The organism is Streptacidiphilus sp. PB12-B1b (assembly GCF_014084125.1).
In the GTDB taxonomy this organism is placed as follows: Bacteria; Actinomycetota; Actinomycetes; order Streptomycetales; family Streptomycetaceae; genus Streptacidiphilus.
Genome location: NZ_CP048405.1, coordinates 4,491,617 through 4,510,733 on the forward strand (window position 1 = coordinate 4,491,617; position 19,117 = coordinate 4,510,733).

The 19,117-nt window shown below is 72.0% G+C and carries 15 protein-coding genes and 1 pseudogene; 6 read left to right on the forward strand and 10 right to left on the reverse strand.

Features of this window, described 5'->3' with window-relative positions; genetic code table 11:
- Positions 1-76 precede the first annotated feature (76 nt).
- Genes mutA through meaB form a run of 3 tightly spaced genes read left to right on the forward strand, consistent with a single transcriptional unit; the run spans position 77 to position 5,195 of the window.
- Complete coding sequence (gene mutA, locus GXW83_RS19870; RefSeq protein WP_182444369.1) at positions 77-1,945, forward strand: methylmalonyl-CoA mutase small subunit; 1,869 nt, start codon at positions 77-79, stop codon at positions 1,943-1,945.
- Complete coding sequence (scpA, locus tag GXW83_RS19875) at positions 1,942-4,176, forward strand: methylmalonyl-CoA mutase (RefSeq protein WP_225447118.1); 2,235 nt, start codon at positions 1,942-1,944, stop codon at positions 4,174-4,176. Before mutA ends, scpA begins: the two co-directional genes overlap by 4 nt.
- Positions 4,176-5,195, forward strand: a complete 1,020-nt coding sequence (gene meaB / locus GXW83_RS19880; RefSeq protein ID WP_182444370.1) for a methylmalonyl Co-A mutase-associated GTPase MeaB — start codon at positions 4,176-4,178, stop codon at positions 5,193-5,195. Before scpA ends, meaB begins: the two co-directional genes overlap by 1 nt.
- Positions 5,196-5,202: 7 nt before the next feature.
- Here the strand turns inward: meaB and ppk2 are convergent, their stop codons facing one another.
- The 8 genes and pseudogenes from ppk2 to GXW83_RS19915 form a co-directional block, all read right to left on the reverse strand.
- A complete protein-coding gene (gene ppk2 / locus GXW83_RS34240; RefSeq protein WP_370466885.1) occupies positions 5,203-6,006 on the reverse strand; it encodes a polyphosphate kinase 2 in 804 nt (267 codons plus the stop codon).
- 381 nt (positions 6,007-6,387) lie between these two features.
- Positions 6,388-7,260 (reverse strand): annotated as a pseudogene (locus GXW83_RS34245) (N-acetylglucosamine kinase); the annotation flags it as partial.
- Complete coding sequence (locus GXW83_RS19890) at positions 7,251-8,507, reverse strand: 6-phospho-beta-glucosidase (protein WP_182444372.1); 1,257 nt, start codon at positions 8,505-8,507, stop codon at positions 7,251-7,253. The pseudogene GXW83_RS34245 and the gene GXW83_RS19890, both read right to left, overlap by 10 nt.
- Positions 8,504-9,610 (reverse strand): ABC transporter ATP-binding protein, encoded by a 1,107-nt coding sequence (locus tag GXW83_RS19895; protein ID WP_182444373.1) that lies wholly within the window; start codon positions 9,608-9,610, stop codon positions 8,504-8,506. The genes GXW83_RS19890 and GXW83_RS19895 overlap by 4 nt, the downstream gene beginning before the upstream one ends.
- The gene (locus GXW83_RS19900; RefSeq protein ID WP_225447119.1) at positions 9,607-10,656 is read right to left on the reverse strand and encodes an ABC transporter ATP-binding protein; all 1,050 of its coding nucleotides are present in this window, start codon (positions 10,654-10,656) and stop codon (positions 9,607-9,609) included. The genes GXW83_RS19895 and GXW83_RS19900 overlap by 4 nt, the downstream gene beginning before the upstream one ends.
- Complete coding sequence (locus tag GXW83_RS19905) at positions 10,640-11,503, reverse strand: ABC transporter permease (protein ID WP_182444374.1); 864 nt, start codon at positions 11,501-11,503, stop codon at positions 10,640-10,642. Before GXW83_RS19905 ends, GXW83_RS19900 begins: the two co-directional genes overlap by 17 nt.
- Before the next feature lie 8 nt (positions 11,504-11,511).
- Entirely contained in the window at positions 11,512-12,495 is a 984-nt protein-coding gene (locus GXW83_RS19910; RefSeq protein WP_182444375.1) for an ABC transporter permease, read from the reverse strand.
- Between the two features lie 97 nt (positions 12,496-12,592).
- Positions 12,593-14,269: an ABC transporter substrate-binding protein gene (locus GXW83_RS19915; protein ID WP_182444376.1), complete on the reverse strand. Its 1,677-nt coding sequence runs from the start codon at positions 14,267-14,269 to the stop codon at positions 12,593-12,595.
- A 269-nt stretch (positions 14,270-14,538) separates the two neighbouring features.
- Between GXW83_RS19915 and GXW83_RS19920 the strand changes: the two genes are divergently transcribed.
- From GXW83_RS19920 to GXW83_RS19930, 3 genes are all read left to right on the forward strand, one after another.
- Positions 14,539-14,877: a hypothetical protein gene (locus GXW83_RS19920; RefSeq protein ID WP_182444377.1), complete on the forward strand. Its 339-nt coding sequence runs from the start codon at positions 14,539-14,541 to the stop codon at positions 14,875-14,877.
- Positions 14,874-15,842, forward strand: coding sequence for a hypothetical protein (locus tag GXW83_RS19925; protein WP_182444378.1), 969 nt, complete (start codon positions 14,874-14,876; stop codon positions 15,840-15,842). The genes GXW83_RS19920 and GXW83_RS19925 overlap by 4 nt, the downstream gene beginning before the upstream one ends.
- 73 nt (positions 15,843-15,915) lie before the next feature.
- A complete protein-coding gene (locus GXW83_RS19930; RefSeq protein WP_182444379.1) occupies positions 15,916-16,368 on the forward strand; it encodes a DUF3592 domain-containing protein in 453 nt (150 codons plus the stop codon).
- An 87-nt stretch (positions 16,369-16,455) separates the two neighbouring features.
- On the opposite strand, the gene GXW83_RS19935 is transcribed toward GXW83_RS19930, so the two are convergent.
- Positions 16,456-18,111 carry a glycoside hydrolase family 13 protein gene (locus GXW83_RS19935; protein ID WP_182444380.1) on the reverse strand — a complete coding sequence of 552 codons (1,656 nt, stop codon included), beginning with the start codon at positions 18,109-18,111 and terminating at the stop codon, positions 16,456-16,458.
- A 107-nt stretch (positions 18,112-18,218) separates the two neighbouring features.
- Positions 18,219-19,112, reverse strand: coding sequence for a carbohydrate ABC transporter permease (locus tag GXW83_RS19940; protein ID WP_182444381.1), 894 nt, complete (start codon positions 19,110-19,112; stop codon positions 18,219-18,221).
- Positions 19,113-19,117 lie beyond the last annotated feature (5 nt).

Sequence of the window (19,117 nt, forward strand, 5' to 3'; positions counted from 1 at the left end):
CTCGCGGGTGCAGCGAGTGCAAGGTCACATCGCGTCCGGCTGCTGACCAGCAGTCTGTCGCGCTAACTTTTGCCTCATGACGGCACTCCCCGAAGGGCTTCCCCTCGCCGCCGAGTTCCCGGACGCGAGCCGCGAGCAGTGGCAGCACCTGGTCGAAGGCGTTCTCCGCAAGTCCGGCGCCGAGGACCTCACCGGCGACCGGGCCGAGGCGGCACTCACCACCGCGCTCCAGGACGGCCTGCGCGCCCGTCCGCTGTACACGGCCGAGGACGACTCGGCGGCCGATCCGGGCCTGCCCGGCTTCGCGCCGTTCGTGCGCGGCGGGCGGGTCCAGGGCTCCTCCACCGACGGGTGGGACGTCCGGCAGTTGCACGCCGACCCGGATCCCAAGCGGGCCAACGAGGCGGTCCTGGCCGATCTGGAGAACGGCGTCACCTCGCTGTGGCTGGCGCTGGGCGAGGGCGGCCTGCCGGTGGCGTCCCTGCCGGACGTGCTGCGCGGCGTCTACCTGGACCTGGCGCCGGTGGTGCTGGACGCCGGGGCCGACTTCCCGGCCGCCGCCGAGCAGCTGTTCGCGCTGCACCGGGAGCGCGGCCTGGCCGCCGCGGACGCCCGGGGCAGCCTGGGCGCGGACCCGCTGGGCCTGCTGGCCCGCACCGGCCGCGCCGAGGACACCGCCGGGCTGCTGGCCGGGGCCGCCGCCCTGGCCGGGCGCTGCGAGCGGGAGCTGCCGGGGCTGCGCACGCTGACCGTGGACGCCACCGTCTACCACGCAGCCGGGGCCTCGGCCGCGCAGGAGCTGGGCTGCTCGCTGGCGACCGGCGTGGCCTACCTGCGCGAGCTGACCGCCGCCGGGCTGACGGTGCAGGCCGCCGCCCGGCAGCTGGAGTTCCGCTACGCCGCCACCGCCGACCAGTTCCTGACCATCGCCACGCTGCGCGCGGCCCGGCGGCTGTGGGCCCGGGTCTGCCAGGTCAGCGGCGTGGCCGGGGCCGACCGGGCGCAGCGGCAGCACGCGGTGACGTCCGCGGTGATGATGACCGAGCGCGACCCGTGGGTGAACATGCTGCGGACCACGCTGGCCTGCATGGCGGCCGGGGTCGGCGGCGCGGACGCGGTGACGGTGCTGCCGTTCGACGCGGCGCTGGGCCTGCCGGACGCGTTCGCCCGGCGGATCGCCCGCAACACCCAGTCGGTGCTGCTGGAGGAGTCGCACCTGGCCCGGGTGATCGACCCGGCCGGCGGCTCCTGGTACGTGGAGCAGCTCACCGACGAGCTGGCGCACGCTGCCTGGGCCTGGTTCCAGGAGATCGAGCGGGCCGGCGGCCAGCGGGCGGCGCTGGGCTCCGGGCTGGTCCGCGAGCGGATCGCGGAGACCTGGGCGCGGCGCGCGGACGACCTGGCGCACCGCCGGGAGCCGGTGACCGGCGTCAGCGAGTTCCCGAACCTGGCCGAGCGGCTGCCGGTGCGCGAGCCCGCCCCTGCCCCGGTCGGCGGCGGCCTGCCCCGGGTCCGCCGCTCGCAGGCGTTCGAGGCGCTGCGGGCGCGCTCGGACGCGGCGCTGGCGGACGGCGGCGAGCGGCCCCGGCTGTTCCTGGCGGCGATCGGCCCGGCGGCCGCGCACACCGGGCGGTCCTCGTTCGCGGCCAACCTGTTCCAGGCCGGCGGCATCGCCACCGTGCTCGGCGAGGGGGCCGATCCGGCGGCGCTGGCCGAGGCGTTCACTGCCTCGGGCACGGCGGTGGCCTGCGTCTGCTCCAGCGACCGGCTGTACGCCGAGCAGGGCGAGGCGGTGGTGGCGGCGCTGCGGGCGGCGGGCGCGCGGCGGGTGCTGCTGGCGGGCAGGCCCAGCGACATGCCGGGCGTGGACGGCTTCGTCTTCACGGGCTGCGACGCGGTCGCGGTCCTCACCTCGACCCTCGACCTGATCGGAGCGGTGCGATGATCCCCGACTTCTCGGAGATCCGGCTGGACGACGCCGACCCCCTGGACGCGCCGGCCGCCGACGCCGCGGCGGCGCAGGAGGCCTGGCGGCAGGCGTGGCGGCAGCAGACCGGCAAGGACGTCGCGGAGCAGGTCTGGGAGACCCCCGAGGGCATCGCCGTCAAGCCGCTGTACACCGGCGCGGACCTGGAGGGGGTGGACTTCCTGTCCACCTACCCGGGCATCGCCCCGTACCTGCGCGGCCCGTACCCGACGATGTACGTCAACCAGCCGTGGACGGTCCGCCAGTACGCGGGCTTCTCCACCGCCGAGGAGTCCAACGCGTTCTACCGCCGGAACCTGGCGGCCGGTCAGAAGGGCCTGTCGGTCGCCTTCGACCTGCCGACCCACCGCGGCTACGACAGCGACCACCCCCGGGTGACCGGCGACGTCGGCATGGCGGGGGTGGCCATCGACTCCATCTACGACATGCGGCAGCTGTTCGACGGCATCCCGCTGGACCGGATGTCGGTGTCGATGACCATGAACGGCGCGGTGCTGCCGGTGCTGGCGCTGTACATCGTCGCCGCCGAGGAGCAGGGGGTGCCGCCGGAGAAGCTGGCCGGGACCATCCAGAACGACATCCTCAAGGAGTTCATGGTCCGCAACACCTACATCTACCCGCCGCAGCACTCCATGCGGATCATCTCCGACATCTTCGCGTACACCTCGCAGAAGATGCCGCGCTACAACTCGATCTCCATCTCCGGCTACCACATCCAGGAGGCAGGGGCCACGGCCGACCTGGAGCTGGCCTACACCCTGGCGGACGGCGTCGAGTACCTGCGGGCGGGCCTGGCGGCCGGGATGGACGTGGACGCCTTCGCGCCCCGGCTGTCGTTCTTCTGGGCCATCGGCATGAACTTCTTCATGGAGGTCGCCAAGCTGCGCGCGGCCCGGCTGCTGTGGGCCAAGCTGGTCAAGGAGTTCCAGCCGAAGAACCCCAAGTCGCTGTCGCTGCGCACGCATTCGCAGACCTCGGGCTGGTCGCTGACCGCGCAGGACGTCTTCAACAACGTCACGCGGACCTGCATCGAGGCGATGGCCGCGACCCAGGGGCACACCCAGTCGCTGCACACCAACGCCCTGGACGAGGCGCTGGCGCTGCCCACCGACTTCTCCGCGCGGATCGCCCGCAACACCCAGCTGCTGCTGCAGCAGGAGTCGGGCACCTGCCGGGTGATCGACCCGTGGGGCGGCAGCGCCTACGTGGAGCGGCTGACGCACGACCTGGCCGCCCGGGCCTGGCAGCACATCCAGGAGGTCGAGGCGGCGGGCGGGATGGCCAAGGCCATCGACGCGGGCATCCCCAAGCTGCGTATCGAGGAGGCCGCGGCCCGCACCCAGGCCCGGATCGACTCCGGCCGGCAGCCGGTGATCGGCGTCAACAAGTACCGGGTGGGCACCGACGAGCAGATCGACGTGCTGAAGGTCGACAACTCCTCGGTCCGCGCCCAGCAGGTGGAGAAGCTGCGCCGGCTGCGGGCCGAGCGGGACGAGGACGCCTGCCAGGCGGCGCTGCGGGCGCTGACCGCCTCCGCCCGCGCGGGCGCGCAGGGCGCGGGCGGCGACGGCCTGGAGGGCAACCTGCTGGCGCTGGCGGTGGACGCGGCCCGGGCCATGGCCACGGTCGGGGAGATCTCCGACGCCCTGGAGGAGGTCTACGGACGCCACGCCGGGCAGATCCGTACCATTACCGGTGTGTACCGCGAGGAGGCCGGGGCGTCCGGCGCCATGGAGCAGACCCGCGCGCTGGTCGAGGCGTTCGAGCGGGCGGAGGGCCGCCGTCCGCGCATCCTGGTCGCCAAGATGGGCCAGGACGGCCACGACCGGGGCCAGAAGGTGATCGCCACCGGCTTCGCCGACCTGGGCTTCGACGTGGACGTCGGCCCGCTGTTCCAGACCCCGGCCGAGGTGGCCCGGCAGGCGGTGGAGGCCGACGTGCACATCGTCGGCGTCTCCTCACTGGCCGCGGGTCACCTGACGCTGGTGCCCGCGCTGCGGGCCGAGCTGGCGGCGGCCGGGCGCGAGGACATCACCATCGTCGTCGGCGGGGTCATCCCCCCGCAGGACTTCGACGCCCTGTACGAGGCCGGTGCCGCCGCCGTGTTCCCGCCGGGCACGGTGATCCCCGAGGCCGCCGGGGACCTGCTGCGCAAGCTGGCCGTCGCACTCGGGCACGACGAGGCCTGATGCCGCGGGCCATCGACGTCGACCAGTATGCGAAGGGCGTGCTCGACGGCTCCCGCGCGTTCATCGCGCGGGCCATCACCCTCGTCGAGTCCACCCGGCCGGACCACCGCGAGCTGGCGCAGCGGCTGCTGGTGCAGCTGCTGCCGCACGCGGGCGGGGCGGTCCGGGTCGGGATCACCGGGGTGCCCGGTGTCGGCAAGTCGACTTTCATCGACGCCTTCGGCACCATGCTCACCGGCCTGGGCCACCGGGTGGCGGTGCTGGCCGTCGACCCGTCCTCCACCCGGACCGGCGGCTCCATCCTGGGCGACAAGACCCGGATGGAGCGGCTGGCCGTCGACCCGGCCGCGTTCGTCCGCCCCTCCCCCACCGCCGGGACGCTCGGCGGCGTCGCCAAGGCCACCCGGGAGAGCACGGTGGTGATGGAGGCGGCCGGCTACGACGTGGTCCTGATCGAGACCGTGGGCGTGGGCCAGTCCGAGACCACCGTCGCCGACATGGTCGACTCCTTCCTGCTGCTCACCCTGGCCCGGACCGGCGACCAACTGCAGGGCATCAAGAAGGGCGTGCTGGAGCTGGCCGACCTGGTCGCCGTCAACAAGGCCGACGGCGACTTCGAGCAGGGCGCCCGCTCCGCCGCGCGCGAACTGGCCGGGGCGCTGCGGCTGCTGCGCGGCGCCGACTCCGCCTGGACGCCGCCGGTGCTGACCTGCAGCGGACGCGAGGGCCTGGGCCTGGAGGAGCTCTGGGAGCGGCTCCAGCAGCACCGCCGGCTGCTGGAGGCGGACGGCTCGCTCGCCGCCAAGCGCCGCGACCAGCAGATCGGCTGGGTCTGGGCGATGGTCCACGACCAGCTGCTCTCCCGGCTGCACGGCGACCCGGGCGTCCGCCGGATCGCCCCCGGCCTGGAACGGCAGGTCCGCGAGGGCACGCTGACGGCCGCCCTGGCCGCCGAGCGCATCCTCGCGGAGTTCCAGCTGCCGCAGGGCCCGCAGCAGGAGCCGGAGCCGCTCGGCTGAGCGTTGGTCAGCCGAGCGTGGCCGCGTGGTCCGGTACGTAGTGCTGTTCGTCGCGGGGCGGCCGCTGGTAGCCCCGCGACGGCGGCCGGGACGGGAAGGTCAGCGGCTCGACCGGGACGTCCTCGTAGGGGACGGCCGACAGCAGGTGCGCGATCATGTTGATCCTGGCCCGGCGCTTGTCCTCGCTCTCGACCACGTGCCAGCGCGCCTCGGGGATGTCGGTGTGGACGAACATCTCGTCCTTGGCCCGGGAGTAGTCCTCCCAACGGGTGATCGACTCCAGGTCCATCGGCGAGAGCTTCCAGCGCCGCATCGGGTCGTCCCGGCGGGCAAGGAAGCGCCGCTCCTGCTCGACGTCACTGACCGAGAACCAGTACTTCAGCAGGTGGACGCCGTCCTCGACCAGCATCCGCTCGAAGATCGGGCACTGGTGCAGGAACCGGTGGTACTCGTCCTGGGTGCAGAAGCCCATCACCCGCTCCACCCCGGCCCGGTTGTACCAGCTGCGGTCGAACAGCACGATCTCCCCGGCGGCCGGCAGGTGCTCCACGTACCGCTGGAAGTACCACTGGCCGCGCTGGCGCTCGGTGGGCGCGGGCAGCGCCGCGATCCGGGCGATGCGCGGGCTGAGGTACTCGGTGACCCGCTTGATCGCCCCGCCCTTGCCCGCGGCGTCCCGGCCCTCGAAGACCACCACCACCCGCGCCCCGCTGGTCCGCACCCACTCCTGCAGGTTCACCAGCTCCGCCTGCAGCCGGAACAGCTCCTTCTCGTACGGCTTGCGCTTCAGCCTGGGCCCCGAGGACACCACCTCGGCGCTCACCCCCTCGCCCGACCTGTGCTGCGACTTCGCCACCCCGGCACTCCGTTCCCGTTCGCCGACCCTCCCCGACACCCTAGGCCCGCAGGGCGGGGTGCGCCCGCCGACCGAGAACGCAGCAGCGCACCGGGGGTACCCCGATGGCGTACCGCAGGGGCGGCGGCCGGGGCCCGGCGGGCGGTGGTCGCCTGCCGGGCCCCGGGGGTGGCGCGGGACCGGGCTACGGCGCGTCGGCGCGGTAGCACTCGCGCAGGCGCTCCAGGGCGGCCTGGCCCGCGCCGAGGTGGTCCAGGCCGAGCAGAGCGGCGCCGGCGACCGGGGGACGTCGGTGTAGCGGGGCAGGGCCGAGGGCGCGTACTCCTTGAGCCGCGACTCGACGCCCTGGCTCAGCAGCGGGTGCCGGGTGGCCAGGATGCCGCCGCCGAGGACGACCTCCACGTCCGTCCTGGCGAGGTCGAGCCGGTCCAGGACCGATCGGGCCATCAGGAACACCTCCTCGGCCTGGCGTTCCACCAGCCCGACCGCGACCTGGTCGCCCGCGTCGGCGGCGTCCAGCAGCACCCGGGTGAGCCCGGTGAGGTCGTCCTCGCCGATCAGGCCGAGGTGGACGGCGACCGCCACGTCGTGGATGGTCGGCCGGCCGAAGTGCTCGGCGACCCGCTCGCGCAGCTGGGTCTGCGGGCCCCGGCCGTCCTCGGCGCGCATAGCCGAGTACATGATCTCGTTGCCGAGCCAGCGCCCGCCGCCCCAGTCGCCGGTGTGGTGGCCGAGCGCCAGGAACCGGGCGGTGCGGCCGTCCGGGCTGACGCCCGCGCAGTTCACCCCGGCGCCGCAGACCACCGCGACCCCCCAGGGCCGGTGGGTGCCCGAGCGCAGCAGCGCGAAGGTGTCGTTGAGCACCTGGGACGTCTGCGACCAGGGCCGCTCGGCGAGTTCGGCGGCCAGCCGCTCCTCGTCCTCGGGCAGGTCGACGTTGGCCAGGCAGGCGGAGATGTGCCGGGCGACGGGAGCGCTCCCGTCCAGTCCGGCGAGCAGCGCCACCTGTTCGACCAGCGGCGCCAGCGTCGCGGCGCTGGGGGCGGCGGAGCCGGGGCCGCGGACGGCGGCGAGCACCGTGCCGTCCGCCGCGACCAGGGCCAGGTCGGTCTTGCTGTTTCCTCCGTCGACGGCCAGTACCGCGGGGGTCTCGGTGGGAGACGGGGTGCCCGGGGGCTGGGCCGCTCGGGCGTCGTCCTTCAGATCCACGCCAGGAAGTCCTTGTTCTCGCTGAGCAGCAGGTCGGTCAGGCGGTCCGCCTGCTCGAACTGGCCGATGAGGGGGTGGGCGAGCATGGCCTCGAACACCCGGTCGCGGCCGCCGTGCACGGCCGCCGCCAGCGCCAGGTCCTCGTAGGCGGTGACATGGGCGATCAGCCCGGCGTGGATCGCCGGGACCGGCGCGAGCGGGAGCGGGTGGGCTCCGCGGGCGTCGATCACGGCGGGCACCTCGATGACGGCGTCGTCGGCGAGGAAGGGCATGGTGCCGTTGTTGCGGACGTTGGCGACCTGCACGTCGCCGGTCCCGGCGACCAGCGAGGCCAGCAGGTTGACGGCGGCCTCGGAGTAGAACGCGCCGCCGCGCCGGGCCAGCAGCTCCGGCTTGTGGTCCAGGGCCGGGTCGGCGTACAGCTCCAGCAGCTGCCGCTCCATCGCGGCCACCGCCGAGGCCCTGGTCCCGCTGTGCCGCAGCTCCTCGACCACCGCGTCGTGCTGGTAGTAGTAGCGCAGGTAGTACGAGGGGATGACGCCCAGTCGGCGGATCAGCTCGGCGGGCAGCTCGATGTCGTGGGCCAGCTCGTCGGCGCGCTCGTCCAGAATCTGCGGCAGCAGGTCGCGGCCGCCGGCGTGGACGCCCCTGATCCAGGTGAGGTGGTTCAGGCCGAAGTGGTCCAGCGTGACGCTCTCCGGCGCCAGCTCCAGGGCGGCGGCGAAGCGGCGCTGGAAGCCGATGGCGACGTTGCACAGGCCCACCGCGCGGTGCCCGGCCTGGAGCAGGGCGCGGGTGACGATGCCGACGGGGTTGGTGAAGTCCACGATCCAGGCGTCGGGCCCGGCCAACCGCCGGACCCGCTCGGCGATGTCCAGCACCACCGGGACGGTGCGCAGCGCCTTGGCCAACCCGCCCGCGCCGGTGGTCTCCTGGCCGACGCAGCCGCACTCCAGCGGCCAGGTCTCGTCGCGGTCGCGGGCGGCCTGGCCGCCGACGCGCAGCTGCAGCAGCACCGCGCCGGCGCCGGTGACGCCCTCGTCCAGGTCGGTGGTCCAGCGGACGGCGGCCGGGTGGCCGTGGGCGGCCATGATCCGCGCCGAGACGCCGCCGACCAGCGGCAGCCGGGAAGCATCGGGGTCGACCAGGACCAGTTCGCTGACCGGCAGCCGGTCGCGGAGCCGGGCGATGCCGTCCACCAGTTCGGGGGTGTAGGTCGAGCCTCCGCCGACCACGGTGAGTTTCATGCCGACTCCTTGGCGGACTGCTGGTCGGGTTCCTGGGCGGCGCGGTCGGTCCAGGTGGTGGCGGTGACGCTCTCGGCGAGGTGGCAGGCCACCTGGTGGCCGTCGCCGAGCAGCCGCAGCGGCGGGGTGACCGTGGCGCACTGCTCGACGGCGAGCGGGCAGCGGGCGCGGAAGCGGCAGCCCGGCGCGGGGTCGACCACGCGCGGCGGCTCGCCCCGGTCGGCTCCGGCCAGTTCGGACAGCGGTGCCCGCGGGTCCGGCACGGTGGCCAGCAGCAGCTGTGTGTAGGGGTGCCGGGGCTCGGCCAGGATGTCCTCGATCGGGCCCTGCTCGACGATGTGCCCGGCGTACATGACGACCAGCCGGTCGGCGGCGTAGCGGGCGCTGGCGAGGTCGTGGGTGATGTAGAGGAACGACACCCCGGAGCGGTCGCGCAGCTCGGCCATCAGGTTGAGCAGGCCGATCCGGATGGACGCGTCCAGCATGGAGACCGGCTCGTCCGCGATGATCAGCTTCGGGTTGGACGCCAACGCCTGGGCGAAGCCGACGCGTTGGCGCTGGCCGCCGCTCATCTCGTACGGGTACTTGTTCATGTACGTGGCGGCGGGGGTGAGCCCGACCACGGTGAGCAGCCGTTCGGCCTCGGCGGTGCGGGCCTCCTTGTCCAGCTCCGGGCGGTGCAGGGTGAGGCTGCGCAGGATGCCGTGGGAGATCCGGTAGACCGGGTTGATGGAGCTGAACGGGTCCTGGAACACCATCGGCGCCTGGCTGCGGTAGGCCAGCCGGCTCTTGCGGGAGCGCAGGGCGGACAGCGGGGTGCCGTCGAAGTGGATCTCGCCGGCGGTGGGCTGGTAGACCATGGCCAGCAGCCGGGCGACGGTGGACTTGCCGCTGCCGCTCTCCCCGGCCAGGGCGACGATCTCGTTGCGGCCGATGGTGAGTTCGGCGTCGTCGACGGCGTGCAGGGTGCGCCGGGAGAAGGCCCCGCCGATCTGGAAGTGCCGGGTCAGTCCGGTGGCCCGGAGCAGCACCCCGTCGGCGGGCGCGGCCGGTGCGGCGTCGGTGGCGGCGACCGCTGCGGCGCCGTGTGCGTCCTCGCTCATGCCGGGACGTCCTCCTTGCTGATGCGTCCGGGCTCGTGCAGCAGGCAGCGCACGAGGACCTGGTCGACGTCGTACAGTTCCGGCCCGGCCTCGGTGCAGGCGGGCACGGCGACCGGGCAGCGGGGGGCGAAGCGGCAGCCGGGGGGCGGCGCGCCGAGGTCGGGCGGGGTGCCGGGGATGCCCAGCAGCGGCACCTTGGGGCCGCGGATCGACGGGAACGCCTCCAGCAGGCCCCGGCTGTAGGGGTGCCGGGGGGTGTCGAACACCGTGCGGGTGTCGCCGAGTTCGGCGATCTGCCCGCCGTACATCACGATCAGCCGGTCGGAGAAGTGGCTGACCAGCGACATGTCGTGGGTGACGAAGATGATGGCGAAGCCCAGCTCCCGCTGGAGCTCCTTGATCTGCACCATCAGCGAGCGCTGGGCGACGACGTCCAGGGCCGAGGTGGGTTCGTCCATCACGATCAGGTCGGGGGTGAACAGCAGCGCCATGGCGATCATGGCGCGCTGCCGCATGCCGCCGGAGAGCTGGTGCGGGTAGCTGTCCAGGTGCACCGGGTCGACGCCGACCAGCTCCAGCACCTCGCGGGAGCGGGCCGGGATGTCGGTGTCGAAACTGTGGGCCCGCAGCACGTCGCGGTACTGGGCGCCGATGGTCTTGACCGGGTTGAGCGCGTTCATGGCGCTCTGCATCACCACGGACAGGTTGGCCCAGCGGACCGGGCGCAGCTGCTTCTCGGTCAGCCCGACCAGGTTCTGGCCGCGGAACCAGACCTCGCCGCCGGTGATCCCGGCCGGGGCGCTGAGGAGTTGGGCGATGCCGAACAGCAGCGTGGACTTGCCGCAGCCGGACTCGCCGACGATGCCGAGGAACTCCCCGCGCCGCAGGGTGAAGCTGACGCGGTCCACGGCGCGCACCGGGCCCTTCCCGGTGGCGTACTCCACGACCAGGTCGCGGACGTCCAGCAGCGGGCCGTCGGTCGCGGCCGGGGGCGCCGTGGGGGGCTCGGACGGGGACAGGGACCGGACGTCACGAAGTCGTGACACGGAGCCTCCTCACGGGGCGCAGGGCGGGGTTGCTGATCTCGTCGAAGGCGTTGTTCAGCAGGGCGAACGCGGCGGCGAGCAGGGCGATGCAGATGCCGGGGGCGGCGGCCCAGACGTACGCGCCGGTCTGCAGCGCGGAGTTGTTCTGGGCCCAGTAGAGCATCGTGCCCCAGTCGTAGGAGCTGGTGTCGCCGAGCCCGATGAACTCCAGCGTGGAGGCGGTCAGCAGCGAGTAGAGGGCGGCGCCGAGGAAGTTGGCGACGATCAGCGAGGTCATGTTGGGCAGCAGCTCGAACACGATGATGTAGGAGCTGCGCTCGCCGCGGACCTTGGCCGCCTCCAGGAAGTCCCGGTTGCGCAACGACAGCGCCTGCGACCGCAGTTGGCGCGCGCCGTAGGACCAGCCGGTGACCACCAGGACGATGATCATGACGCTGATGCTGTGCTGGCTGAAGTAGCCGGCGATGACGATGACCAGCGGCAGCGTCGGCAGCACCAGCACCACGTCGGTGAACAGGTTCAGCGCGTCGTCCCAGATCCCGCCGAGGTAGGCGGCGCCGACGCCGATCAGCACCGACAGCACGGTGGCCAGCAGGCCGGAGATGACCGCGATCAGCAGCGCCGGCCGGGCGCCGTGCACCACCTGCAGCCAGATGTCCTGGCCGAAGGCGGTGGTGCCGAGCAGGTGCTTCGAGGAGACGCCGAGCGAGACGGCCTTGGTGTCGGTGGCCGGGTTCCCGGAGACGATGAGGTCGGGCACCAGGGCCATCACCACGAAGACGAGCATGATGAGCAGGCCGGTGACGGCCTTGCCGTTGTGCCGGATCGAGCGGAGCAGAGAAGTCATGGTGGTCGTTACCTCGCGGACCGGGTGCGGGGGTCGAGAATGGCCGTCGCAATGTCGGAGATCAGCACCGAGACCAGCACCGCCACGGTGATCACCAGGAACAGGCACTGCATGACGGGGAAGTCCTCGTTGTCCACGGCCTGGACCATCTGGTAGCCGACACCGGGGTAGGAGAAGACGTACTCGACCGCGACCGCGCCGCTGACCACGAACCCCATCGACATGGCGAAGCCGGTGACGTTGGGCAGGATCGAGTTGCGCGCGGCGTAGTCGATCATGATGCGGTGCGCGGGCAGGCCCTTGGCCCGGGCCATCCGGATGTAGTCCTCGGCGAGCGTGGTGACCATGGTGTTGCGCATGGTCAGCACCCAGCCGCCGATGGAGGTGATCAGCAGCGAGGCGGCCGGCAGGACCGCGTGCGTGACCACCGAGCCGACGAAGGCCCCGTTCCAGCCCTGGACCACGTCGTTGTCGCTGCCGAAGGCCGACGGCAGCCAGGGGTTGATGTCGGCGAACAGCATGATCAGCATGATGCCGATCCAGAAGTACGGCAGTCCGGTGCCGACCACGAACAGCGGCGGCAGGACGCTGTCGAGCTTGCCGCCGCGCTTCCAGGCGCCGATCGCGCCGATCGCGGTGCCCAGCACGAACGCCAGCACGGTGGTCACCCCGACCAGGCCCAGCGTCCACGGGATGGCCGCGCCGACGATGCTGTCCACCGAGGCCGGGAACTGCGAGGAGGAGACCCCGAAGTTCAGGGTCGCGCAGTCCTTCAGGTAGGTCAGGTACTGCTGCAGCAGGCTCTGGTGGTTCTTGAAGCCGAGCGCGGCCTCCATGGCCTGGAGCGAGGCTCCAGTGAGCTTGCCGTGGAACTTCGCAATCAGGGCGTCCACCGGGCTTCCGGGGAGCATCCGCGGGATGGCGAAGTTGATGGTCAGTGCGGCCCACAGGGTGAGCACGAAGAAACCCAGACGGCGGAGCAGGAATCTCACCCTGCGGACCTCTTTTCTTCTTTCGGACGGCGTACGGCGGCTGGATGCCGGGCCGGGGCCGCCGGGCCGCCGCAGCAGGGGCCCGGCCGCACGACGGCTACTTCGGCTGGAGGTGCATCAGCACCTGGCCCCAGTCGGGGAGCTGCCAGACCGAGGGGACGGCGTAGTCGTTCTGCTGGGTCACCCAGCCGGTGAAGTCCTTGGTGTCGTACTGGTACCAGGCGGCGGCCTCGGTCACCGGGATGATCGGCACCTGGTTGAGCATGACCTGCTCCAGCTGGCCGACGATCGCCTTCTGGGTGGCCTGGTCGGCGGTGGCGGCGTACTGGTTGAACAGCTTGTCGACGGCGGGGTCGCTGAAGCGCTCGTAGTTGGTCGCCGCGGGCTGCCCGATCGGCGCGCTGTTGCTGGAGTACAGCCATTGGCGCAGCTCGTAGTAGGGCGCGGGGCCGCCGGTCTCGCTGTAGTAGGCCAGCTGGAACTGCCCGTTGAGCAGCTTGGTGGTGTAGTCGTTCTGCGAGAGGTTGTCGACGTTCAGCTGGATGCCGGCCGCCTTCATGCCCTGCGCCACCGTCTGCAGCGCGGCGACCCAGTCGCTGTAGCCGCCGTTGTTGATGATGGTGAAGCTGAGCTTCCTGCCGTTCAGGGTGTAGATGCCGTCGGCGCCCTTGACCGCGCCGATGCTCTGCAGCAGCTGGTCGGCCTTGGCCGGGTCGTAGGTGTAGTCGTTCTGCGACTGGGCGGCCGGGGCGATCCACTGCGGGTAGGTCTGGGTGACCACGCCCAGCTGGCTGGCGGGGGGCTCCTGCCCGCCCTCGCCGATGGAGGAGGCCGACGCCCGGTCCGTCGCGTAGGACAGGGCCTTGCGCACGGTGGCGTTGCCGAGCAGCGGGTCCTTCTCGTTGGGGAACATCGACACCTGGGTGATCGGCGGCTCCCAGGAGTGGTAGTTGGAGCTCTTGTCCAGGTAGTACTTCTGGATGTTGGGGATGAACTGGGCGCCCCACTGGGCCTGCCCGGTGGCCAGGTAGTTGTTGGCCGAGTCGTTGGAGGTGAAGGCCGGGTACTCCAGCGTCTTCACCTTGGGCAGGCCGGGCTGCCAGTAGTGGGAGTTGGGCTTGTAGGTGATGTTCTGCGGGGTGCAGGGCTTGACCACGTACATGCCGGTGGCGACCGGGTCGGCGTCGGTGTAGGTGACCGGGTCCTTGATCGAGCCCCACACGTGCTGCGGGATGATCGGGATCTGGTCCGCTATGTAGTAGAAGTACGGGGTCGCCGCGGTCTTGAAGTGGAAGACGATCTGGTCGCTGCCCGACTGCTGGACGGAGGAGAGCACCGACCAGACCGAGTTGAGGTCGAGCGCCGGGAACTTCTTGAGCTCGTCGAAGGTGAACAGCACGTCGGCGGCGGTCATCGCGGTGCCGTCGTTCCACTTCACCCCGTTGCGGATGGTGAAGGTCAGCGTGGTGTTGCTGTTGCTCCACGCGAAGGCCGTGGCCAGCCACGGGGTGGTCTTGTCGTTCTGCAGTGCGTTGACGAACATGAGCGGCTCGTACACGTCGCCCATGGACAGGAAGCTGACCCCGCTGTTGAACGGGTTGAAACTACAGGTCCACAGCCCGCCGCTCTCGTTGGAGACGGTCAGGACGGCGTTGGCGTCGCCGCCGCCGGACGTGCCGCCGGAGCCGCCGCAGGCGCTCACCAGCAGCATGGACGCGGCGACCGCGGCGACGCCGAGGACCCTGCCGCTTCTCTTCAGGAAGCCTTGGTGCATGTCGGTCTTACCTCTCCCTGGGGTGCACGTACCTTTAGATAGTTAAGTTTCCTAACGATTGGTGAGGCATAGATTCCCGAGAAAACCTCAGCCCGTCAAGGGGTCGGGCCACCCGGGTCTGCTTCTGTACCGGATCGTGACCACGCTGCGGACCTCGGCCCGGACCCGGCCCGGACCGCGCCGCCGGACCCGCCGCACCGGCCGCCGCAGGGCTTGAGATGATGCTCGGCAACCGCCCACCGACGGGCGGCAACGGGAGGGGAACACCCATGACGACAGGGCAGCAGCCGGCGCCGTCCGGCGGCTTCGCGGTACAGGTCGACGACTTCGCGGCGGTGGCGCCGAAGTTCGCCGGCGCCGGAACCGAGCTGGCCTCGGCGGTGGCGGCGCAGAGCGCGGCGCTGCAGGGCCTCGGCTCCTTCTGGGGCACCACCGCGCACGGGCCCGACTTCGGCGCCAAGTACCAGCCGCTGGCCGTCAAGGTGCTGGCGCTCGCCAGGATGAGCGGCATCGCCGTCGAGGGCGTCGGCGACGGACTGCAGCAGATGGGCCAGGAGTACGGGGTGACCGAGGCCCAGATCACCGCGGCCATGAAGAGTCTTCAGTGAGCACCGCGTCGGTCCTGGCCGACATCGGCGTCCCCTGGCCGGACGCGGACTCCGGCAAGGCCCGGGAGGCAGCCTCCGCCTGGCGGGCCGTCGGCTCCGCCGCGCAGGACGCCCTCAACACCGCCGGCAGCGCGGCGTACTCCCTCAGCCGGCACAACACCGGCGCGGCGATGGACGCATTCAACACCTTCTGGAGCGGCATCGGCGGCCCCTTCGAGGCCTGCACGGTCGCGGAGAAGCCCGCGATGCTCCCGGTCCTGATCGAGGCCGCCGACGCGCTCGCCACCGCCTGCGACAACTACGCCGACGCGGTCGACGAGGCCAAGCGCAAGCTGGAGGAGACCGCCGCCGAGATCGTCACCGCCCTCGCCGCAGGCGCCCTGGCCACCGTCTTCACCCTGGGCGCCTCCGACGCGATCGGCGGTGCGGTCTCCACCGCGCTGATCGGCACCGCCGTCGGCAGTGTCGAACTGCTGGGCACGACCATCGCCGACATCGTGGCCGCGATCACCATGGGCGGGGTCTTCGGCGCGGTGGACTCCATCCTCGAGGCATCTCTGGGCGACTCAGCCAAGACCGCCCTGGGCGAGGCCCCGTCCTCCCCGAAGGAGATGCTCATCAACCTCCTCGAGTCGACAGCCGTCGGCGGGCTCACCTTCGGCGGCAGCGCCCTCACCAAGAGCGCGGCCCAGAGCGCGGCGCTCACGGCCCTCATCTATCTGCCGGACGACGCAAGCGAGATCATTCCGGATCTGCCGGCCATCCTCGCCACCATGCCCAACGCGCTGGAGACCACGGCGGGGCGCGCGCTCACCACCCTGGCCAGCGAATACGCCTCCAAACGGGCGGTCAACGGCGTGTTGGGAAAGGACACCGAGGCGCCGACCCTGCCCGAGATCTTCGGCGAGCTGCTCAATGCGAAGATCGAGGGAGCAGCCGAGTCCGAGGGCGGGGAGGGAAAATGACGCACCCGCTCACCCGCAGCTCCCCACTGCCCGGCCGACCGGCGGTCGGCCCGCTGCGTTCCGAGGAGATCCGATGCGTCTAGGCATTCTGGCAGTGGTGTTCGGCGGCCCCCTCACCGCACTCTTCGTCGTATCGATGGTCAAGCGCCTGTTTCCGATGCTCCGCGCGTCCCGCTCGGGCGTGGTCGTCCAGGGCACGGTCCTGCGGGTCAAGGCGCACCACGGCGGAGCCAACGGGTTCCGGACTTTCTCCCGCGAAGCCCACATCGAGTTCACCACCGCCGACGGCGAACGGATGACGTACGTCCAGCTGCTGGAGTCCGGCGTCGAGTGCCGCACGGGTGAAGCGGTGACCGTCCGCTACAGCCCGGCGAACCCCCGTGACTCGGCGACCATCAAGGACCCCTACGACGTGACCACCGGACTCCTGGTCACCGGCGGTCTGGCGCTGCTGTTCGGAGTGGTGCTGGTCTTCGGGGTGCTGCTCATCCTCGGGGTGGTGCACGCCGACCCCGCTTCCGCCTGACGGCCTGCCCGGCGTGAGGCGGCCGCGCCGCCCGGTCGGAACCCTCGGTCCGGGGGCGGCGCGGCCTGCGGCGCGGTTGCGGGACTGTCAGGTCGTCCGCAGCCACACCGCGGTATCGGGAGGCAGCGCGCCCCCGTCCAGCGGGCCGCTGGCCAACAGCACCGCGGTGTGCGCGGGCAGCGGCACGGGCGCGCCGGACAGGTTGACCACGCAGGTGAATCCGGGCCCGTCGGCGCCGGAGCCGCGGGCGAAGGCCAGTACCCGGGGACCGGCGTCCAGCCAGCTCATCGGCCCGTCGCCGAGGCCGGGTTCGGCCCGGCGCAGCCGCAGCGCGGTGCGGTACAGGGTGAGCATGGAGTCCGGCGCGCCGCTCTGCGCGGCGACGGACAGCCCCGCCCAGCCGTCGGGCTGCGGCAGCCAGGGCTCGCCGGTGACCGGCTCGGCGCTGAAGCCGTACGGGGAGACCGTCCCGGACCAGGGCAGCGGCACCCGGCAGCCGTCGCGGCCGGGGTCGGCCCCGCCGGTGCGGTGGTACATCGGGTCCTCGATGCGGTCGGCCGGGATGTCCTCGACCTCGGGCAGCCCCAGCTCCTCGCCCTGGTAGAGGTAGACCGAGCCGGGCAGCGCCAGCGACAGCAGCGCGGCGGCGCGGGCGCGGCGGGTGCCCAGGGCCAGGTCGGTGGGGATGCCGTGGCCCTTGGTGGCGAAGTCGAAGCCGGTGTCGGCGCGGCCGTAGCGGGTGACGGTGCGGGTGATGTCGTGGTTGGCGAGCACCCAGGTGGCGGGGGCGCCGACCGGGGCGTGCACGGCCAGGGTGGTGGTGATCGACTCGCGCAGCCGCTCGGCGTCCCAGGGGCAGGCCAGGAAGCCGAAGTTGAAGGCGGTGTGCAGTTCGTCCGGGCGCAGGTAGCGGGCGAAGCGCTCGGGGTCGGGCAGCCAGACCTCGCCGATCAGCGCCCGGGGCTGCGGGTAGGAGTCGGCGAGCCGGCGCCAGGAGCGGTAGATGTCGTGGAGCTCGTCGCGGTCCAGGTACGGGTGCGGGTCGTGCTCCGGGTCGAAGTCGGGCAGGGCCGGGTCCTTGACCACCTCGGCGGCCGAGTCGATCCGCACCCCGGCGGCGCCCCGGTCGAACCAGAAGCGCAGCACGTCCTCGTGCTCGGCGCGGACCTCGGGGTGCTCCCAGTTGAGGTCGGGCTGCTGGGAGGCGAAGCGGTGCAGGTACCACTCGCCGGGGGTGCCGTCGGGTTCGGCGACCCGGCTCCAGGCGGAGCCGCCGAACTGCGAGGGCCAGTCGTTGGGCGGCAGTTCGCCGTGCTCGCCGCGGCCGGGGCGGAACCAGAAGCGGGCGCGCTCGGGTGAGCCGGGTGGTGCGGCCAGCGCCTGCCGGAACCAGCGGTGGGTGTCCGAGACGTGGTTGGGGACGATGTCGATGATGGTGCGGATGCCCAGGTCGAGGGCTTCCGCGATGAGCTTCTCGGCCTCGGCCAGGGTGCCGAAGGCGGGGTCGATGCTGCGGTAGTCGGTGACGTCGTACCCGCCGTCGGCCATCGGCGAAGGGTACCAGGGGTTGAACCACAGCGCGTCGACGCCGAGGTCGGCCAGGTGGCGCAGCCGTGAGCGGACGCCCGCGAGGTCGCCGACCCCGTCGCCGTTTCCGTCGGCGAAGCTTCGGACGTACACCTGGTAGATGGCGGCGCCACGCCACCACTCGTTGGGAAGGGGATTCGCCCGGATTGCAGGCACGGTGTCTCCTCGGCGTTATGCCTCACGTCGGGACGGTAGGCGGTGCGTGGTCGGGTGCGGCTGCTGCGGCACGGTGGCCGCCGGTGCGGCGGTCGGTCCGGTGCGGGTCAGCCCTTGAGGCTGCCGGCGGTGAGGCCCGACATGATGTTGCGCTGGAAGATCAGGAAGAACACGATGGTCGGCACGCAGGCCATGGCCAGGGCGGCCATGAAGACGTTCTCCGGGATGCCGTCGCCGCTGAGGCTGTACAGGCCGACGTTGATGGACATCTTGGAGGTGTCGGTCAGGACGAGGTAGGGCCAGAGGAAGTCCTTCCAGACGTTGACCACGGCGAAGATGGACACCACGCCGATGATCGGCCGGGACATCGGCAGGATCACCGACCACAGCGTCCGCAGCGGTCCGGCGCCGTCGATGGTGGCGGCGGACAGCAGGTCCTGCGGCACCGAGTCGAAGAAGCGCTTCAGGATGAAGATGTTGAAGCCGTTGGCCACCGAGGGCAGCCAGATCGCCCACGGCGTGTTCAGCAGGTCCCAGTGCACGAACGGCACGTCCAGCGCGGTGAGGTACTGCGGGATGATCAGGACCATGGCCGGGATCATCAGCGTGGACAGCATCATGAACAGCACCACGTTGCCCAGCACCGGCCGCAGTTTGGACAGGGCGTAGGCGGCGGAGACGTCGAAGACGAGCTGGAAGGCCAGCGCGCCGCCGGCGTACATCAGGGTGTTGAGCATGAACCGGCCGAGGTCCAGATCGGACCAGGCGTGGCGGTAGTTGGCCGCCTGCGGGTGGGCCGGGACCAGCGACGGCGGGCTCTGCAGCACCTCGGCGGCGGTCTTCAGCCCGCTGCTGAACATCCAGTACAGCGGGAACAGGAAGACCAGCGCGAACAGCGCCACCAGGGCCCACAGCACCACCCAGTAGACGACCCGGGCGCGCGGACGGGACAGTTGGGACTGCGAGATCAGGGTCCGGGTCTGGGTGTCGACGGCTGCCATCGGGG

Bases quoted from the DNA above. Each gene is read 5' to 3' on its own strand.
- mutA (WP_182444369.1), top strand. From the start codon at position 77: ATGACGGCACTCCCCGAAGGGCTTCCCCTCGCCGCCGAGTTCCCGGAC.
- meaB (WP_182444370.1), top strand. From the start codon at position 4,176: ATGCCGCGGGCCATCGACGTCGACCAGTATGCGAAGGGCGTGCTCGAC.
- GXW83_RS19905 (WP_182444374.1), bottom strand. From the start codon at position 11,503: ATGACTTCTCTGCTCCGCTCGATCCGGCACAACGGCAAGGCCGTCACC.
- GXW83_RS19915 (WP_182444376.1), bottom strand. From the start codon at position 14,269: ATGCACCAAGGCTTCCTGAAGAGAAGCGGCAGGGTCCTCGGCGTCGCC.
- GXW83_RS19890 (WP_182444372.1), bottom strand. From the start codon at position 8,507: ATGAAACTCACCGTGGTCGGCGGAGGCTCGACCTACACCCCCGAACTG.
- GXW83_RS19930 (WP_182444379.1), top strand. From the start codon at position 15,916: ATGCGTCTAGGCATTCTGGCAGTGGTGTTCGGCGGCCCCCTCACCGCA.
- GXW83_RS19895 (WP_182444373.1), bottom strand. From the start codon at position 9,610: ATGAGCGAGGACGCACACGGCGCCGCAGCGGTCGCCGCCACCGACGCC.
- scpA (WP_225447118.1), top strand. From the start codon at position 1,942: ATGATCCCCGACTTCTCGGAGATCCGGCTGGACGACGCCGACCCCCTG.
- GXW83_RS19920 (WP_182444377.1), top strand. From the start codon at position 14,539: ATGACGACAGGGCAGCAGCCGGCGCCGTCCGGCGGCTTCGCGGTACAG.
- GXW83_RS19940 (WP_182444381.1), bottom strand. From the start codon at position 19,112: ATGGCAGCCGTCGACACCCAGACCCGGACCCTGATCTCGCAGTCCCAA.